The sequence below is a fragment of the Paenibacillus sp. AK002 genome, assembly GCF_053903045.1.
Window position 1 is genome coordinate 679,913 of the sequence record NZ_CP096377.1, and the last position, 17,264, is coordinate 697,176.

Annotated in this window: 17 protein-coding genes; 5 read left to right on the top strand and 12 right to left on the bottom strand. The window is 54.1% G+C overall.

Translation table 11 applies throughout. The annotated features are described in order from the left end of the window. Positions 1-12 precede the first annotated feature (12 nt). Complete coding sequence (locus tag M1D70_RS02900; RefSeq protein ID WP_456289084.1) at positions 13-1,173, top strand: N-acetylglucosamine-6-phosphate deacetylase; 1,161 nt, start codon at positions 13-15, stop codon at positions 1,171-1,173. 75 nt (positions 1,174-1,248) lie between these two features. Here M1D70_RS02900 and M1D70_RS02905 read toward each other — a convergent pair whose 3' ends face one another. Continuing rightward, complete coding sequence (locus M1D70_RS02905; RefSeq protein ID WP_456289085.1) at positions 1,249-3,249, bottom strand: prolyl oligopeptidase family serine peptidase; 2,001 nt, start codon at positions 3,247-3,249, stop codon at positions 1,249-1,251. Positions 3,250-3,575: 326 nt separating this feature from the next. Between M1D70_RS02905 and M1D70_RS02910 the strand changes: the two genes are divergently transcribed. After that, positions 3,576-4,160, top strand: a complete 585-nt coding sequence (locus M1D70_RS02910; RefSeq protein ID WP_009594147.1) for a nitroreductase family protein — start codon at positions 3,576-3,578, stop codon at positions 4,158-4,160. A gap of 99 nt (positions 4,161-4,259) precedes the next feature. Further along, positions 4,260-4,631, top strand: a complete 372-nt coding sequence (locus M1D70_RS02915) for a hypothetical protein (protein WP_009594162.1) — start codon at positions 4,260-4,262, stop codon at positions 4,629-4,631. Positions 4,632-4,732: 101 nt separating this feature from the next. Here the strand turns inward: M1D70_RS02915 and M1D70_RS02920 are convergent, their stop codons facing one another. Next, entirely contained in the window at positions 4,733-4,924 is a 192-nt protein-coding gene (locus M1D70_RS02920) for a hypothetical protein (protein ID WP_456289086.1), read from the bottom strand. 215 nt (positions 4,925-5,139) lie between these two features. On the opposite strand from M1D70_RS02920, the gene M1D70_RS02925 reads away from it, so the two are divergent. Continuing rightward, positions 5,140-5,970, top strand: a complete 831-nt coding sequence (locus tag M1D70_RS02925) for an aldo/keto reductase (protein WP_009594154.1) — start codon at positions 5,140-5,142, stop codon at positions 5,968-5,970. Positions 5,971-6,068: 98 nt separating this feature from the next. On the opposite strand, the gene M1D70_RS02930 is transcribed toward M1D70_RS02925, so the two are convergent. The 5 genes from M1D70_RS02930 to M1D70_RS02950 form a co-directional block, all read right to left on the bottom strand. Continuing rightward, entirely contained in the window at positions 6,069-6,650 is a 582-nt protein-coding gene (locus tag M1D70_RS02930; RefSeq protein ID WP_456289087.1) for a PadR family transcriptional regulator, read from the bottom strand. Between the two features lie 4 nt (positions 6,651-6,654). Beyond that, positions 6,655-8,157, bottom strand: a complete 1,503-nt coding sequence (locus tag M1D70_RS02935) for an MDR family MFS transporter (protein ID WP_009594142.1) — start codon at positions 8,155-8,157, stop codon at positions 6,655-6,657. A 177-nt stretch (positions 8,158-8,334) separates the two neighbouring features. Further along, a complete protein-coding gene (locus M1D70_RS02940; RefSeq protein WP_456289088.1) occupies positions 8,335-8,496 on the bottom strand; it encodes a hypothetical protein in 162 nt (53 codons plus the stop codon). Between the two features lie 49 nt (positions 8,497-8,545). Beyond that, positions 8,546-8,953 (bottom strand): VOC family protein, encoded by a 408-nt coding sequence (locus M1D70_RS02945; protein WP_433938238.1) that lies wholly within the window; start codon positions 8,951-8,953, stop codon positions 8,546-8,548. A gap of 386 nt (positions 8,954-9,339) precedes the next feature. Then, entirely contained in the window at positions 9,340-11,808 is a 2,469-nt protein-coding gene (locus M1D70_RS02950) for a UvrD-helicase domain-containing protein (protein ID WP_456289089.1), read from the bottom strand. Between the two features lie 242 nt (positions 11,809-12,050). On the opposite strand from M1D70_RS02950, the gene M1D70_RS02955 reads away from it, so the two are divergent. Further along, positions 12,051-12,266: a hypothetical protein gene (locus tag M1D70_RS02955; RefSeq protein WP_456289090.1), complete on the top strand. Its 216-nt coding sequence runs from the start codon at positions 12,051-12,053 to the stop codon at positions 12,264-12,266. Positions 12,267-12,450: 184 nt separating this feature from the next. Here M1D70_RS02955 and M1D70_RS02960 read toward each other — a convergent pair whose 3' ends face one another. The 5 genes from M1D70_RS02960 to M1D70_RS02980 form a co-directional block, all read right to left on the bottom strand. Continuing rightward, a complete protein-coding gene (locus M1D70_RS02960; protein WP_456289091.1) occupies positions 12,451-13,698 on the bottom strand; it encodes an anti sigma factor C-terminal domain-containing protein in 1,248 nt (415 codons plus the stop codon). After that, complete coding sequence (locus tag M1D70_RS02965) at positions 13,695-14,195, bottom strand: sigma-70 family RNA polymerase sigma factor (RefSeq protein ID WP_456289092.1); 501 nt, start codon at positions 14,193-14,195, stop codon at positions 13,695-13,697. Before M1D70_RS02965 ends, M1D70_RS02960 begins: the two co-directional genes overlap by 4 nt. Positions 14,196-14,394: 199 nt before the next feature. Next, positions 14,395-15,150, bottom strand: a complete 756-nt coding sequence (locus M1D70_RS02970; RefSeq protein WP_456289093.1) for a stalk domain-containing protein — start codon at positions 15,148-15,150, stop codon at positions 14,395-14,397. A 55-nt stretch (positions 15,151-15,205) separates the two neighbouring features. Next, entirely contained in the window at positions 15,206-15,832 is a 627-nt protein-coding gene (locus M1D70_RS02975) for a hypothetical protein (protein WP_456289094.1), read from the bottom strand. Between the two features lie 168 nt (positions 15,833-16,000). After that, complete coding sequence (locus M1D70_RS02980) at positions 16,001-17,101, bottom strand: ArnT family glycosyltransferase (protein WP_341283222.1); 1,101 nt, start codon at positions 17,099-17,101, stop codon at positions 16,001-16,003. Positions 17,102-17,264: the final 163 nt, after the last annotated feature.

Sequence of the window (17,264 nt, forward strand, 5' to 3'; positions counted from 1 at the left end):
AGGGGGGCACCTATGATGTGGCGTGGAAAGCTCCCGCACACCGGCGAGCCGGTTGAGGTAGAGTCGTCAGACGGACGGATCGCGGCTATACGACGGTTAGGTCAAGGGGATAAGACGGCGTTGCTGCCCTGGATCAGCAGCGGCTGGATCGATGTACAGGTCAACGGCTTCGGCGGATACGATTTGAATGGAACCGTGACGTCGAAAAGCGACATTGAAGGCGTGACGAGGGCGCTGCATCGGTGCGGGGTCGCCGCATACTTGCCGACGGTCATCACGGGCAGCTACGACCGGATGCGTCAAGCATTTCAGGCATTGTTCAAGTATGCCGGGTCCAAGCAGTTCGGGGGCGCCTCGATTGTCGGCATTCATATGGAAGGCCCCTATCTTTCCGATGAAGACGGCAGTCGCGGGGCGCATCCGAGGGAGTATATCCGGAATCCGGATTGGGATGAGTTTCAACGGCTTCAGGATGCGGCTGGCGGGCTTATCCGGATGGTGACCCTCGCGCCGGAGCGCGAAGGCTCGGTTCCATTTATAGAGAAGGTAGTCAAGGCAGGTGTTATCGTCGCGATCGGGCATACGATGGCAACCGGCGAGCAGATCGATCGAGCGGTGCAGGCAGGGGCAACGGTTTCGACGCATCTGGGGAACGGCTCGCAGCCCGTTTTGCCGCGCCACCCCAACTATATTTGGGACCAGCTGGCGAACGACCGGTTATGGGCCACCTTTATACCGGACGGCCACCATCTGGCGCCCCCTGTGCTGAAAGCGATGCTGCGGGCGAAACGGGACAAAGCGGTGCTTGTCAGCGATGCCGTCATGTTCGGCGGCATGGCTCCCGGAAGGTACAGCAGCCTCATCGGAGGCGAAGTCGAGCTGACGGCGGACGGGCGTCTGCATACGGTAGCAAATCCGGCGATACTGGCCGGATCGGCTTCTTCGCTGGAGGTTGGCATTGCCAATGCGATCCGCTATACGGATATGACGCTGGCGGAAGCGGTAAGCGCGGTCACGGTCCGCCCGGCTATAGTGCTGGATATGCCGCAGTTGGGCGGGCTTGCGATCGGGAGCCCGGCGAACCTGACGCTGTTCGACTGCGATACGGACGGATCGGGCATGGTGGTCCGGGAGACTGTTGTAGCAGGAGAGACGATGTACGGTCCTGTTTGATGAACCAACACAAAAAAACCATCCCTGTCGAGCGTTCATTGCGCCAGCTCGCACAGGGATGGTTTTTCTTTGATGTTATCTTTCGATATGCTTCACGAACCAGCGGACGATATGACTCAAGCGTTTGACCCGCAGATGCGGATGGCCGCTGCGGGACAGGTTATGATCCGCGCCGGGGAAGCGAATCAGCTGAGTTTCACGGCCCAGTCGCTTCAAGGCGATAAACAGCTGCTCCCCTTGCTCGATCGGGCAGCGGAGGTCCTGTTCGCCGTGAAGGATGAGCAGCGGTGTGCTGACATTCTTCACGTAAGCGAGCGGGGAGTGCTTCCACAGCTTGTCGAGATCGTCCCAAGGATTGCCCCAGATTTGATCCTGGGTAAAGGTATACCCGATATCGCTGACGCCGTAGAAGGAAATCCAGTTCGATATCGAGCGCTGGGTTACCGCAGCCTGGAACCGGTCGGTATGACCGACGATCCAGTTGGTCATGAAGCCGCCGTAACTGCCGCCGGTCACGCCGAGACGGGAAGCGTCGATATAAGTGTAGGTATTCACAACATAATCCACGGCTTCCATCAGATCCTGGTAATCCCGCCCGCCGTAATCGCCTCTGACGGTATTGACGTGGACTTGACCGTATCCATGGCCGCCCCGCGGGTTGGTATAGAAAACGGCATAGCCGGCTGCTGCCAGCAGCTGGAACTCATGCATAAACGTGTGTCCGTACATGGCTTGCGGACCGCCATGAATCTCCAGCACGGCCGGGACCTTGGCGCCTTCCGCGAAGCCGGCAGGCTTCATGATCCAGCCCTGGATTGGCCAGCCGTCCGACGTACGGAATGTAAAGGACTCGGGCGTGCTTAACGTAAGCTCGTTCCACAGCTCCTCATTGCAGTTCGTCAGACGGCGTTCCTTGTTGCTGCCTGTAGTGAAGCTGAACAGATCGCCAGGCTGCAGCGGGTCGGCAGCGGCAAATATCACGTTCTCTTCCGGTGTCAGTGCGAATTGGTACACCTCGCGTTCACCTGCCACCACAAGCTCGAAGGAGGAGCCGTCCAAGGCAAAACGTCCAATATGGACGCCCCCATCCTGGCTGAGCTGGACGTAAACCGATCGGCCGTCCTTGCTGAACAGGGGAGGCGTTCCCGCTCCGGCTCTCATGTCGCTGACCGCGGCGTGCCCGAGCTGAACGTCCATGTCCGTGAAGAGGACGCGGGCTTCTCCGCCCGAGAGCGGAACCAGGTGGATTTTGGTCAGCGTGGCAAACCCGCAGCTGAGATCGCTGGCAAGCATGAGTACATGCTGCCCGTCCGGGGTGAACGCAATGGAGCCGATCGAGAGGGTTCCGTCCGTGATTTCGGTTACCGATCCGCTGGACAGGTCCATGACAAACACATCGTTCGTCAAGCGAAGATCCGGGTTCGTGAAATGCTCCGTGGCGAGGGTGCTGCTGTAAGCGATGCTGCCGCCGTCGGGTGACCAGGCAAAGGCATATACGTCAAAATCTCCTTCGGTGATTGGTTTGCATTCTTCCGTAGCCGGATTCACGATATATAGATGATGTCGGCGTTCATTCCATAATCCGGGGCCATCGGCTTTATATTTAATGCGGTTAATGATTTTTTCTTCCGGCAGCTTGTGCTTGTCGTCCTTGTCTTTCTCTTCGCTTTCGGTAGATTCAGCCGCTTCGGCTTCGCTCCGAACCAGCAGACGCGAGCTGTCGGGCGACCATTTAAATGCGCTGACGCCGTGCTTCAGGTCGGTAGCGGGGCGGGCTTCCCCTCCGTTGGCAGGCATGATCCATACCTGTGGCTTATCGCCCTTTTTGCGCAAGAAGGCAAGCTCAGACCCGTCGGGGGACCAAGCGGGTGCTGCATCGGCTTCGCCGGAAGTGAAGGGAATATCCTGATCGCCGCCTGCGGGAAGCAGGCGGATATGGGAACGGTAACCGTCGTGCTTTTCGCTGACGGACTTATGTACATAGGCTATGGCCCCGCTTGCGGGGGATACGACAGGGTCATTCACCCAGTGCATCCGGTACAAATCCTCGGGCGTTATAAGTCGCTTATCAGTCATGAATCATCCTCCTAATCTTCTTGTGAGTTAAATCTCATTATCCCAGATAATGGCATGGAAATCTAGATAAAATAGAGGGGAAGGATGTGAACGTTTCGATCCAAATGCTAGTAAAACAGAGGAGGATTTACAATAATTTTGGGCTGTAATCGAGGATTTGGAGACAGAGAAGAGCTTGTTATTCTTCAACTGGTCAATTTATGACATGAACCGTACCCGAGAATCTCGATAGGTGTCCCCTTCTCTTTTTGTTATAATTGAGATAGACTCTCAATTAGGAGTATGCAAATAAGACCAACTATATATAGCTCGGGAGGAAATCAGATATGAACGTAAGTGAAGCTATCCGCACGCGCCGCAGCCTTGGCAAGGTCAAGCCTGACGCCGTACCGCAGGAGTTGATCGAACAGATCGTCGAAGCAGGAACCTGGGCGCCGAACCACAAGCTGACGGAGCCGTGGAAATTCTTTGTCATGCAAGGGGAAGGCCGCGACGTGCTCGGCAATGCCCTGGGGGATATTCAGGTGGCCGGCGGCGACGATACGAGCGAAGAGGCCGTGAGCGCAGCGCGCGAATCGGGACGTACGAAGGCGTACCGCGCTCCGGTCGTCATCGGTGTGGCGGTTGAGCCGTCGACGGATCCGAAGGTGATTGAGCTGGAAGAGTACGGAGCGGTATTCGCCGGCATCCAGAACATGCTGCTGCAAATTCACGAGCTGGGTCTTGGCGCTGTGTGGAGAACCGGCGAGCCGTGTTTCCACGCGTTGATGAACCAAGCGTTCGGATTGAAGCCTGACGATAAAATGCTGGGTTTCCTGTACATCGGATATCCGGACATGGAGCCGAAGCAGGGGAAACGTCAACCGGCCGCGAACAAGACGGTATGGCTGAATAGTGCTGCAGACCTGTAGTTGATCTATCCCCGGCCGCAAAAATCCGGTATAATGGACCCTAAGTTTATCGAAGGGTGCTGGGCATCCGGGGGATTGACACTAGGGGAGTGTACATGGATGAAATTTCGGTTTAAACAGTGGGATCTGGGGAGCAAATTTATTTTTATCGCCACCTGTTTGGCGATAGCCTCTTTCTTTTTTAAATGGCTGGATATCGGCGTGGCTGCGGAGAACGGCTTTATGCAGGGCGGCGTGTTGTTCATCGTATGTTTCATCTATCCGTTTTTGAAAGTGGTTCGCGAGAAGAAGATGAACAAGCTGATTGCCTACGCTTTAGCGCTGGTCGCTATTTTCCTGACCATGATGTACGTGTCGTCCAAGACCATTGATTTTTTTGGAGAGACGATCAGAGGGGCGGCCGCTGGGCCGTATCTGTTTCTGGCGGCATGCGGGCTGCTGACCTTCGGTATTTTTAGACGCAAGGATTAAAACGATAGGTTACATGCATATGCCGTAACGATTAATAAAGGGCCGAGCCTACAGCAGCATGCTGCTCATAGGACGGCCCTTTTTGGCGATGAATGATGGGTTCAGCTATGGTGGAGAAGCGCGAATCTGCTGATCGAAACGGCGTAGACGATGATCAGTACGACGGCAAGCCTCTTGGCGCGGCTGTTCAGTTTGAAGGCGGCGGACAGTCCGTTATTCACGATATTTCCGACGAAGAGAACGAATGTGATGGCAAGTGCGATTAAGGCAACGATAAGCATGGCTTTTTCCATGGGGTCATATTCCTCCTGATAAACGGCCGCAAAGCCTGTTTTTCCTGTATCTGTTCCCATTGTATCCGACGAAGTTTAAACCCCGTTTAAATGCAGTTAAAAAATGTCCGCAGCCCTCGCAAGGGCTGTAACGTTGAGCGGGATACTGGGATTTTGATATACTGGAGAAAGCGGCCCAATAACCGCTGCATTACATATACAGGAGGGATTTCAGAATGGCCAATCAAACTTTTACCGATGGACCTACTTTGAATGACGGCGTAAAAATGCCGTGGCTGGGCCTTGGCGTATGGAAGACCAAAGAAGGCGAAGAGGTTATTCAGTCCGTAAAATCAGCAATCGCTGCAGGGTACCGCAGCATCGATACCGCTGCCATCTACGGCAATGAAGAGGGCGTAGGGCAAGCCATTCGCGAATCCGGAGTTTCGCGGGACGAGCTGTTCATCACCACCAAGGTATGGAACGATGACCAGGGTTATGAGAAGACGCTGCAAGCTTTTGAGACGAGCCGCAAGAAGCTGGGGCTGGATATCGTTGATTTATATCTCGTGCACTGGCCGGGTAAAGATAAATACCTCGAGACGTGGAAGGCATTGATTCATCTGCAAAAAGAAGGCCTCGTTCGTTCCATCGGCGTCAGCAATTTCCAAATCCGCCACCTGCAGCATATCATTGAGGATACCGGCGTGGTACCTGTCGTCAACCAAGTGGAATTGCATCCGCTGCTTTCCCAGAAGGAGCTGCTGGGCTATGCACGCGAGAATCATATCGTTCTGGAAGCTTGGAGCCCGTTGATGCAGGGCAACCTCGATCAACCGGCGCTGGCGCAGATCGCGGAGAAATACGGAAAAACCACGGCGCAAGTCATTCTGCGGTGGGACATTCAGAACGGCGTCATCGTCATTCCGAAATCGATTAAAGATCATCGGATCCGTGAAAACGCCGGCATCTTCGATTTCGAGCTTTCCGCAGAAGATATGGCTGCTATTGACGGCTTGAACCAAAACAAACGTTTCGGCTCCAACCCGGATGAGTTCCTGTTCTAAATTTCGTTTTCATATAAAAAAGCGAGCACCAGCCCTGAGTGAGGGAAGTGCTCGCTTTTTTTTGCGTATTCAATAGCAGGTGAAAAGCCCCTTTGGCATTATCGTCTTTCCTGGTCGTCCTCCGGAAACAACGGCTCGCCCATCGTGCCGAGCTTCCCTTGCACCAGGTCCTCATGCAGCCTTCTTAACCAGTTCAGGTCGGTCTTGGCGTGCTCATACATCCCGATCATCAGGTGCTGCGTGCTGCGGGGGACGATATGCTGGTGCTCCACGTATAGTTGGTACGCCTGGTTCACCCGGTGTTCGGCTTCCCGGATCCGGGTCTGCAGGATCGGGGCCAGAACGGCGGGGTCTGCGTGGCGAGAGAAGGGCAGCGCCATATACAGCGGGTGGTGCACGGGCTCGATGTCCCTGAATTTCTTGAGCAGCAGCTGTTCAAAAAGCTTGCGTCCGGATTCCGTGATCCTGTAGATGGTTTTATCCGGACGGCTGTCGCTTTGGATGGTTTCCACGGCCTCGATGAATCCTTTCTCGGCGAGCCGGTCTACCGCGTAATAGAGGGAGCCCATCTGGAGCTTGGTATATTGATCCATGCCCCGATCCTTCATCTTGGTCCGGATCTCGTACGGATGATGGTCTCCTTCCAGCAGCAAGCCTAGGATGGCCAGCTTCATGGACATGCCGTCAGGCTCCCTTAGCCTTGGCGGGAACGGTCACCCGTTCGTTGCCCATCATAAGGACGAACACAAGCGCCAGCACCGCCGGCACAAGCGCCCACATGAACGTGTTCGCGATGGAATCAGCCAATGAAGCCGTGATCTGTTCGCGCACGTTCGGTGGGAGCTGCCCCATCACTTCAGGTGAAAGGACGGCGTCCGCATTTAACTCGGCACCGGCCGGCGCGTTTCCTCCGGCTTCCGCGAGCCGGTTGTTCAGGCCGTTGCGCTGGATGATCCCGAAGATTGTAATCCCCACCGTCATGCCGAAGGAGCGAAGGAAGGAGTTCGTCGATGTTGCCGCGCCGCGCTGTCTGGCATCAAAGTTATGGATGGAGGCCATGCTGAGCGTGGAGAACGAGAACCCGACGCCAAAGCCGGTCAGGACCATGAAGAGCGTTAACAGGTAGCGCGGCGTGTCCGGGCTTATCGTGCTCAGGCAGAAAATGCCTGTGATAAAGCACAAGACGGACAGGATCATGATGTTTCTAAACGAAGTCCGGGTCGTCAGCATACCGCCGCCTTGGCTCCCGAATACGCTGCCGAGCATCATCGGCATCAGAATGAGGCCCGAATTGGTTGCCGAACCACCGTACACTCCGCTCACAAAGATCGGGATGTAGATGGTTGCCACGATAAACGTTGCTCCATAGAACAAGGCAACGATATTGCTTGAAGCAAACAGGCGTTTACGGAACATTTGGAATGAAATAATGGGTTCGGCTGCTCGGGTCTCTGCGAACAGAAACACGATAAACAAAGCAATGAATCCCCCGAACAAGCCCAGAATTTGCGGAGAATCCCAAGCATAGGTTTGCCCGCCCAGCTCCAGACCGAACATCAGACAGATGATCGCGCCTACAAGCGTTGCAGCCCCCGTCCAGTCAATCTTTTGCTTGGCATGGGAACGGGACTCCTTGTAGGAAGTCATGATGAAGATAAAGGATATGATCCCGATCGGAACGTTGACATAGAATATCCATTCCCAGCCGATGCTGTCGGTGATAAAAGCACCCAGCAGCGGTCCCATGATGCTGGAGGTGCCGAATACGGCGCCGAGCAGACCTGTCATTTTACCGCGCTTCTCCGGCGGGAACAGGTCAAACACGATGGTAAACGCAATCGGCATAAGAGCACCGCCGCCGATTCCTTGAATCGCCCGGTAAATAATAAGCTCTGTCATATTGTTCGCCATCCCGCAGAGGGCGGAACCAATCAGGAAGACAACCAGTCCGAATATAAAGAACCGCTTCCGTCCGTACATATCGGACAGCTTTCCGAATATCGGCGTGCCGGCCATAACGGCAACCATGTAGATCGAGGTTACCCAGACGACTTGGTCGAAGCCCTGAAGATCGCGGATAATCGTCGATAACGCGGTCGCTACAATCGTGTTATCGATGGCGGCCATGAAGATGCCGAGCAGCAGACCAGCCACGACCAATTTGATGTTGCTTTGTTGTGCATTCATGTTAAGGATACTCCTTTTCCTTATTCAACTATGTACATATTATTCAAATTTGAATAATTCGGTGGTTATATTGTAGCCGGATTAACAGAAGTTGGCAAGATGTTGAATGTAAGGCCTGTCTCTACATTTTGCACAAGAAAAAACAAGGTCAACCCTATATACGGGATGACCTTGAGATTATCGGGCGACAGCCGCCGGAATGTCGTTGCAATCAAGACCCTTGTCGGCAGATTCGTTTCGAAGCGGCTGCGTGGTTCGGATATTTTTCAGCTCTGCATGTTTCGTGTGGTACGGCGCACAGGATAATGAAACGGCGATCAAGCGGATGCTTGTTTCCACAGGGGCCTCGGGTAAGGCATGACAGAGATTCGGCTGGCGATGGTAGCGTCTAACAGTTCATCTGGGGCGATTTCGGATCCAACTGCATGAATTCGATCCGGTTGCCGTCCGGGTCCCTGGCCCAGCACTGCCAGTTGAAGTCTTTTCCTTGAACCGGCTGGACGTCCAGCTTCACGCCCTGCTTGCGAAGATGCTCCGCGATGCGCTCGATGTCTTCCACCTCAAGGCAGAGATGTGAGAATCCGACGGGCCGCTCTACACGGGCCGGTTTGTTTTGTCCGCCGTAAAACAGCTCGATAAACTGTCCATCACGTACCTTAATATACTCGATCCACGGTTCGCCCTGGTCATTGGGAATATCAAAAGCACGGGTAAAACCAAGCACATTACAGTAAAAATGAAGGGATTTCTCCATATCGGCAACATCGAACGCCAGATGGGCAATTCCTTTAATCATGACGGCATTCCTCCTCGGTATGTATTCGAAGCATGAGAGATAAGATGATTTCTTATGTCCATTGTAACGCATTCTGTATACGCTTCCATATATATTTGCGGCATCGGGGAAATAAAACCGGGATCCTGGCTGAGCCGATCCGTCATGTAATGTATAGCCTTCTATCGTTATGCCGTCTTGGGATGCCAAAAACCCGAGGCCCGTGATAACAGGCTTCGGGTTCGGGGACATCGACGTGCGCTTGCGGCACGACAATTCATTCAGGCGGGTATCATGCTGCGCACAGCATGGTAAAGCTGCGATACTCGTTGTATTCATGATTCCAGAAACCGCTATGTTTCACCTAACAGCTTTGTAAATCGAGTTTTTTAGTCTGAGAATTGCCCCTAGCGCCTGTGATGCACAGGAACTTCTTTACGACCCTGTTTCATAGGTGCCTGGCATAATGGACAAGCCTTGCTTTCCCGATCCCTCCTGTTAGCAGGGATACGTGCGTTGACTCGCTGCCAGCCCTTGCAATTAGGGCTGGTGCACAGCCATACGTCGACGATCTCCGTCGCAGCGGGAGCAGACGGAGACTGCGGCTCGGGAGTAGGACTCGACCCTGTCCGTGAAACTGAAGCGAAACGTTGGCTCGTCTGGTTAGCGGCGCTCCCGAACCTTCGCCCGGCAGAAGAGGAAGGCGATGAAGGCTTGGCCGAGGTTTCTATGCGGATCGTACGTTGCGCCGTAAAGGCTGCGCGGGCCGTTGACCCTGCGCCTTTGTTCGGTATGCTGTTGCCCTGTTTGCTCTGTTCATCCGTGAGGAACACGTCCCGGAAGAAGCGGGAAACCTCCGCTTTCCGTCCGCGATAAAAGCCCGGGGAACTGATCACCAGTTCATCCCGTGCTCGGGTGATGGCAACATAAGCCAATCTGCGTTCCTCTTCCAGCGCATCCAAGGCCTTATCCTCTTTGTCCGACAGCGGGCGCTGATCGTCCCTGCGCTCGGCGTCCAGAGCGGACGTATGCGGCAGAATGCCTTCGCTCGCTCCGATCAGGCACACGGAGGGAAATTCCAGCCCCTTGGATTTATGGATGGTCATTAAGCGGACGGCATCGGCATGCTCGTCCCTTTTCATGGCCGCCATTTCCTTATGGATGATGATCAGCCGGTCGACAAATCCGACGAATTCAGCGATATCGCCAAAGCGCTTCGCGGAAGCCTCCAGTTCATCCAGCCCCTCTTGAATGAATTCCTTATGGAGGGTAATCTCCTGCCGCTCGTCGGCCTCCAGGAATTTGTCGTAGAATTGCCGCCTCATTTCCTGCACGGCCTGAAGGGGCTCCATCGCCTTCAGGCTCTTGATGAGCTTGGAGCGTTCCCTTATATTCTCGATCTGAAAATCCTTCAGCCCGGGGAAGGAGAGGAGGTGCGATAGAGGCCCTTTCTTGGGCCGCGGAGCATCCTGTTGCCGGATGAAAGCCATGCCCTTGTCGCGGTTGATGTACAGCGTATGAAGCATGCCCTCCATCGCCGTAAAATTGCGCCGGTCCAGCGACAGCCGCAGATGATCCATGAGCGGCTTGACGATCCACTGCTCGTAGAACAGATCCCCGTTCTCATAATGAATGAACGGAATTTCCCGCATCACGAGCTGCTCGAAGATCGCCCGGCTGTTGTTTGCGGTGCGATAGAGAATAGCATGGTCGCGGTACTGCTTCCCGTGCTCCCGGACCTGCTCGGTGATATGGGTCAGCAGCAGCTCCGCTTCTTGATCGGGATCGCCGGGTCGAAGGTAGAGCGGCACGCTGCTGCTCTTGCGGGTCGACCGCAGCTGCTTGGGGCGCCGCCGTTCATTGACGCGGATAATTTCGTTCCCCAGCCCGACGATCGAGGAGAGGGAGCGGTAATTGATATCGAGCGTCACGACCTTGGCCCCGGGAAACGTCTGGTCGAATTCCAGGATGAATTCGTTGCGCGCCCCGTTGAAGCCGTATATGGTCTGGTCATCGTCACCCACAACCATTAAATTGCGGTGCGGGGCGACGATTTTTTTGAGCAGCTCATAAGGCAGCAGTCCCGTATCCTGGAACTCGTCGACCATGACATAACGGTACCGCCTCTGAAGGGAGGCGAGCAGTCCGGAATCATGGGACAGCAGACGATAGGACAAGACCAGAATGTCGTCGAAATCCATCTGGCCATGCTCTTCCTTCCATGCTTCATACCGGGCAAAAATCTGCCGCTGTTCAACCTCGGCAGGCGTTTTGACAGGCATCTCGTCAAGTCCGGTCATACTCATCCGGTGGGCGGACCACAGCGATAGCAGCGTCTCGGCTTCGTAGCTATCCTGCAAGCCCATGTCCCGCAGGATGCGCTTCATGATAAATTGCTGATGCCTGGCGTTGCTCAGGATTTCCTGCTTATAGCCGCGGGTTCGCAGCAAGTACAGGAAGAAGGAATGGAAGGTTCTGGCCGTTACTTTGGCGGTTTCGCTGGATCTCAAGCCGGGAAGCGCCATGATGCGCTCCTTCATCTCGGTCGCCGCCTTGGAGGAGAAGGTGACAAGCAGGATGGAAGACGGGTCGACGCTCTTGGCGGCAATGAGGTAGCCTGTCCGGCTGACCAGCACGGAGGTTTTGCCGGAGCCTGCGCCGGCAAGCGTAAGCAGCGGTCCTTGCGTATGTCGTACGGCCTGAATCTGGGCGCGGTTCAGCAGCAGTCCCTGGGATTCCAAGCCGCGAAAAAAAGCCGCATCCGGCGCGTCATCGCGGATCAGGTCCCGGCTGTTCTCAAAGGAAGCCAGCTTCGCAAACGGAATATCCTGACGCTCACCGCCGTACGGGCGTTTATAAAAGGGTATGGATGTCATGAAATTCACCAATCATTTCGTATTTCGTTTATCGTCTTACCAGTTTAACGGATTCTCGGAAGTCTGGCAAAGTGCAGGATATGGGTAAGCGCATGGGCGAAGCTCTTATGATTCATGGCATGAATCATCGTTCATGAGGGTTATGACCATAAGCTTCACTCGCAACTTGATAGAGGGAGAAGGTGTTATATTAAGTAGGAATGTTCAAGAGTATCCATAATCCATGTAGAAGGAGGGATGTCATGTTGGTTGTTATTGCTTTGTTGCAGCTCATCATGATCGGCATTTTGCTGAACATCAACAGCAAGCTGAAGCCGCGCGATTATATTGCTGATGCGATGGAGAGGGACCGCCGGATCCGGGAAGAGCGGGAGAAGAGCAGCAAATGGAGTTATGGTCACACGAGGCAAGCGCAGGCAGCAGGGATCATTCATGACCTGAATCTTTTATATGACTAACGAAAAATCCCGGACTTGCCATGAAGGAAGAAGTCCGGGATTTTTTGCTGCCCTATGTCATTGTGCATATCGTGCGCATCGATCCCTGGACGCACGGAGCGTGGCCGGGGCATGCTCAGAGGGCCGGCGGCCTCATTTCATGTTCGTCAGCCAGTTGCAGTATATGGCACTCGCCATAAGACCATCACTCGATCCAATTCCACAGCCGCACTTCCCCGACCCGCAGATCGTGGACCCAGGATACCTCGCGCAAGGTCAGCAGCTCTTTGACAGGGCCGGTAATGACGGCGCCATAGAGGCGAACGCCGTTCTGTTCCACGTAAGCTAAAGAAGCGTCCACGTCAATGAAGGGAGCCACCCGTTCGGCAATCAGGTCATACTCCTGCAGAAGCCGCAGCGATTTGATGAAGTGCTCATTCCGCAGCTCCCCGTCCCCGTAGGTGTCTACAGAAGGGTAATGTCCGCCGCTGAGGGTGGTCTTGCTAAACCATCCCGTTTTTTGCTCCTGATAAGAGGTCACTGTCAAATCGTCATGATGCCAGACGGGATAAGAAGGAAAGCCGACAGGATGGGAGATTACGCCGTCTCCGCCGCTAAATCGGTCATCCGGCCCGGTATCGACGGCAAACCAGACGGCCTCCACATTCCGGTCTTCGAATTGTTTCAGCAGCTCGTCGGTCGTGAAGAAACGGTTAAACGATACATAAGCCTCGGCCACGGTGCCTTCGGGAAGCTTTTCAAGCCTGGACCAATCGCCGCTCTTTGCAGAGGAGGTGCCAGCGTTCTGCTCATTTGACTGTTCGTTGGGTTCTTCTTGATTCGCGGAAGAAGTCTCCGCAGAGCTATCCGGCCGGTAGAAAATCTGCGATGAACCCGAGCTGCCATTATTCCAATCCACATCGACGGACGGCAGCCCGAACAGGAAGTTGACGGTGTATTCGCCGACGGTCACGCGTTCGCTCCCTACCTGTTTGTCTATATCTCCGTACACTTCCTGCCGGAAGAAGGCTCTGACCTGGCTATTTAAACGTACGTCGATATTAGGCTTCGAGATCGAGATGGCGGAAGCGATGGCATCCCGATATTTATCGTTGCGGCTGGGATCGCCGACCCCGTAAAACAGCGCCGTAATGATCGAGCTGATGACGAATATCGCCAGAAACGCCGATATCACCGTCAACGTATTGGAGATTCGGGCCCGCCATTTGCCCCGGCGAACGATTCGCTTTTCTTTCTTGGGCGAGAGGCCGGTCTGGCCGTCAGCGGCATGCGGGGTGCCGGCATCGCTCGAACGCTCGTTATCCATGATCTCGTTCACGTAAGCCTGGTATTCCTCCAGCTTCTCCATTTCCCGTTCGATTTCGTTTTTTTCCTCGTCACTCAGCTTGCCCTCCGCATAGTCCTTCAGCCGCTGCCTGAATTCTTCGCTCATAAATTCCCGTCCTTTCGTTTCATGTCCCGCAGCCGCTGCCTGGCCCGAAATAACGTGATCTTGATATGGGATAAGGTGATGCCCATAATATCCGCCGCCTCCTGGTAGGTGAATTGATGAAAATCGACCAGGAGCACCGCTTGCCGCTGCTTCTCCGGAATATCGGCCAGCATCCGTCCGAGTTCTCTGTGGACTTCTTGCTGGAGCAGGATGTTCTCGGGCGTATTCCGGTCTACCATCTGATCGAAAAATTCCGCGTCCCGGACGATGCTGCGGCTCGCCTTGCGCTGATAGTCCACGTAAGCGTTATGGGCAACCCGAAACAGCCATGGCTTGATTCGTTCTTCCTTCCAATCCTCGAGATACAAATAAGCCCGGTAAAAGGTTTCCTGCACCAGGTCTTCGGCCGTATGGTGATCGTAAGAGAGGGAGTACAAGTAACGATACACGTCTTTCACGTAAAATTGATAAATCGATTCCAGACTGTTCAGTTTCATGTCCTCCCCTCTATGTAACACACGTATAACCAGGGCATAAAGTTACAGCTAGGCTGTGAAAAAATGACACGGGGCTTTAACCCGTAAATCGCAAAAGCAAAAGCAAAAGCCCGCCAAATGAGCGGGCTTCCGATAGCATATGAAGGGCTGCAGGGTGCCGTAAACGGTGGGGCTCACGCGCCTCTGCAGCATTCGGACATCACTTATTGTTGATGTAGGCCGTAAGCAATTTATACTGCTTGCTGTCTTTTTCGGCATAGTCCAGCGCCGTCTTTCCGGAAGCGTCTTGAAGGGAGGCATCTGCCTTGTGCTGGTTCAGCAGCTTGTCGATATAGAAGTCATTCTTGTGGATGACCGCCAGATGAAGCGGAGTCTGACCTTCGAAATTCGGCAGGTTGTAATCCAGCTCTCCGGCTTGTCCGTCCATCTGTACAAACGGGTCGTAAAGGGAAGAATCGCCGTCTAGAATCAAATAATGCAGCAGCCCGTTGCCGGTGGTTTCATCTTGCGAATACAGCCTCGCTTCACCGGCAGCGATAACGATATAAATCTTTTGCATATTCAATTCGCCGTTGACTTCGATCAGCTTGCCGAGGTTTTTCACCAAATGACGCTCGTGAGCAGGCGCTCCTTCGGACTCGGAAGGCGCAGTCGGGCCGACCGGGATCGCCTCTCCATTCGAGGATTGGGGAATAATTCCGATTCCCTCGGGACCGACAGAGCCGACCCGATATCCAAGCGCTTCCGAGAAGTCCCGCACGGGGACATACAGCTTGTTCTGTATGACTACCGGAGAATCCGACAGCCGGGCTTCCGATCCGTTGACCACAATTTTGGATTGGGATGGAAATGCCTTCAGATAAACGGCGGCACCAACGGCCGTACCGGCTGTCAGCGCCACGCCGACGATCGCGCCGAGTGCAAAAGCAGGAACAGAAGAGAAGCGTTTTTTCATAATATCCTCCCATGATCACATATGGACTTTTACTCCATTATATACCAATGTGGCGTTATCTCCATTGAATATCCGGATCCAATACGACGATTCTCTGCTCATCGACAGCCTTTTTCAGCAGATCTTCCTTCAGCTGCTTCGTGCTGGTTATGACGTCAGGCTGGTTTGTCTTCATTTCCGTCGTCAGTTTATTCATGAATCGTTCGATCGATAGCATGTCCCGATATTCCGGCGGGGAGTAGTCTTCCCAGTACTGATCTTCGCTGATGCCCATCGCATCCAGCATGCGCATGTGCTGCTCTTGCACTTGTCGCGGCTGGCTCTCGAGCGCTTCCCGAAGCTGCCTTGCCCTCTGAGCCCCATCCTCCAGGCTTGCCGCAACGCCCTCTTCATCAGCCAGCTGAAGCATCAATTCCTTTGCTGCCATGTCTTTAAGGAGCGCGGAGTCATCAGGTAGGGGGGTGTCACTCTTTGTGAGGTTATCCTTGTAGGCGGTTAAATGTGTACGCGTGATGTAGGTGGCGCCGACTTGAATCAGCGCCTGACCGTTCAGGCTGTCGTTCATGCGGTGCTTCCCGCCTGAGCGATCGGAAGCATCGGTAAAGTACAGGATGGTGCTTATCGTCAGGACGCTTGCTATGGCGATGCTAAGGATGGCGATGAATTTACGGTTTAATTTCATGCAGTCATTCCTCCTGGCATGAATGTATGGAAGCTTCGATACTAATATAGACGTTTTACCAACCTGAAAGGTTCTACAAAAATATGAAAAAAACGCCTGAAAGCACAACATCAAAGTGCTTTCAGGCGCAGGCGGCCACCGTGATCGGACCGGCTTCGGGAGCGATGCTTATTTGCGAAGCAGGCGAGTCTTATGCGCGTAAATGATCGCTTTGTCCGCGAGAAATGCCGCGTAGAGCAGCAGGAAGACCGCATAGGGAAATCCGGTGCCGTCCAGGCTCGGAACGAGCCATTCAGCGGCAATGAAATACAGCAGCGTCAGCAGCACCGGCAGCTGCCGCTTCAGACGGTATTTCCAGACGGACCAGATGATGCCGGCGACCCCGGCAAACAGCATGACCAGACGGACTGCATCCAATGCGGATTGCACGATTTTTCTTGCTTCCTCGTTTCCGATGGCAGCCGCATATTTGGAGGTGCGGCCCGCAAATATGCTTCGGAACAGATGAACCAATGGATTGCCCTCGATGTATCTGGATTCCAGCCACAGCGCGGCGAGATTCCACGGACCGGACATATACCTCAATTTATTGAACAGAGGGATGTTCAGCCACCATGGAGACAAGATGAGCAGGTATCCCGCGCTAATGAGAAGGATCCCCCCGGTTACGATCTTGACCGGACTGCGGTATTTGATCCAGAAGGCAATGAACAATACAGGATACAGCAGCGCCTGAAGGTTGTAGCAGGCCATAAGCGCCGTAAGCGCGCCGGCAGCCGCGTACCATCCCGCCTGCTTCAATTCAAGCGCTCCGATGACGGCGCAGACAAGAAGAAGCATCAAAGTTTGCATGGTCGTATCCGGCAGGATCAGGCGGACGGCGCCATAAGCCGGCCAGAATAGCGCATAGATCATGCAAGAGAGAAAAGCGATCCTCGTATTGAACATGTAGCGGGACAGCACAAACACCAAGTAGACGGAAAATGCATGAAACAAGCATTGGAGCAGCTGATAGCCGATCAGGGCAGCCTCCATGCTTCCGAATATGGCGGAAAGTCCGGCAATCATAAGCGGCACACCGGGCATGACGCTGGAGGCATGCTCTTCCAGGTCTCCACCGGGGTGGCTGATCATGGCCGCACTTTGGATATACCGTTCTTCGATCACGCTGCTTATGCTGGGTGAACGTTCATGAAGACCGGTCAGCACCAGCAGACATGACAACACCAGAACCGTCGCTATCAGTACCAGCAGCATCCTTCGCTGCACACGGTTTAAAGTCCATATGGAAAACAAAGGGTCCACTCCACTCTTTATATAATCTCTAGGGTTTAGATCAGAATACATACCCTTCTATATTAAAGAAAAAACGGGGAAATCAAAAGGCTCCGCCAAAACGGAGCCCATAAGTTCAAGTTACGCTGCAGTGATA

Bases quoted from the DNA above. Each gene is read 5' to 3' on its own strand.
- M1D70_RS02975 (WP_456289094.1), bottom strand. From the start codon at position 15,832: ATGAAATTAAACCGTAAATTCATCGCCATCCTTAGCATCGCCATAGCA.
- M1D70_RS02970 (WP_456289093.1), bottom strand. From the start codon at position 15,150: ATGAAAAAACGCTTCTCTTCTGTTCCTGCTTTTGCACTCGGCGCGATC.
- M1D70_RS02950 (WP_456289089.1), bottom strand. From the start codon at position 11,808: ATGACATCCATACCCTTTTATAAACGCCCGTACGGCGGTGAGCGTCAG.
- M1D70_RS02905 (WP_456289085.1), bottom strand. From the start codon at position 3,249: ATGACTGATAAGCGACTTATAACGCCCGAGGATTTGTACCGGATGCAC.
- M1D70_RS02915 (WP_009594162.1), top strand. From the start codon at position 4,260: ATGAAATTTCGGTTTAAACAGTGGGATCTGGGGAGCAAATTTATTTTT.
- M1D70_RS02900 (WP_456289084.1), top strand. From the start codon at position 13: ATGATGTGGCGTGGAAAGCTCCCGCACACCGGCGAGCCGGTTGAGGTA.
- M1D70_RS02960 (WP_456289091.1), bottom strand. From the start codon at position 13,698: ATGAGCGAAGAATTCAGGCAGCGGCTGAAGGACTATGCGGAGGGCAAG.
- M1D70_RS02920 (WP_456289086.1), bottom strand. From the start codon at position 4,924: ATGGAAAAAGCCATGCTTATCGTTGCCTTAATCGCACTTGCCATCACA.
- M1D70_RS02935 (WP_009594142.1), bottom strand. From the start codon at position 8,157: ATGAATGCACAACAAAGCAACATCAAATTGGTCGTGGCTGGTCTGCTG.
- M1D70_RS02955 (WP_456289090.1), top strand. From the start codon at position 12,051: ATGTTGGTTGTTATTGCTTTGTTGCAGCTCATCATGATCGGCATTTTG.
- M1D70_RS02910 (WP_009594147.1), top strand. From the start codon at position 3,576: ATGAACGTAAGTGAAGCTATCCGCACGCGCCGCAGCCTTGGCAAGGTC.
- M1D70_RS02925 (WP_009594154.1), top strand. From the start codon at position 5,140: ATGGCCAATCAAACTTTTACCGATGGACCTACTTTGAATGACGGCGTA.
- M1D70_RS02945 (WP_433938238.1), bottom strand. From the start codon at position 8,953: ATGATTAAAGGAATTGCCCATCTGGCGTTCGATGTTGCCGATATGGAG.
- M1D70_RS02930 (WP_456289087.1), bottom strand. From the start codon at position 6,650: ATGTCCATGAAGCTGGCCATCCTAGGCTTGCTGCTGGAAGGAGACCAT.
- M1D70_RS02965 (WP_456289092.1), bottom strand. From the start codon at position 14,195: ATGAAACTGAACAGTCTGGAATCGATTTATCAATTTTACGTGAAAGAC.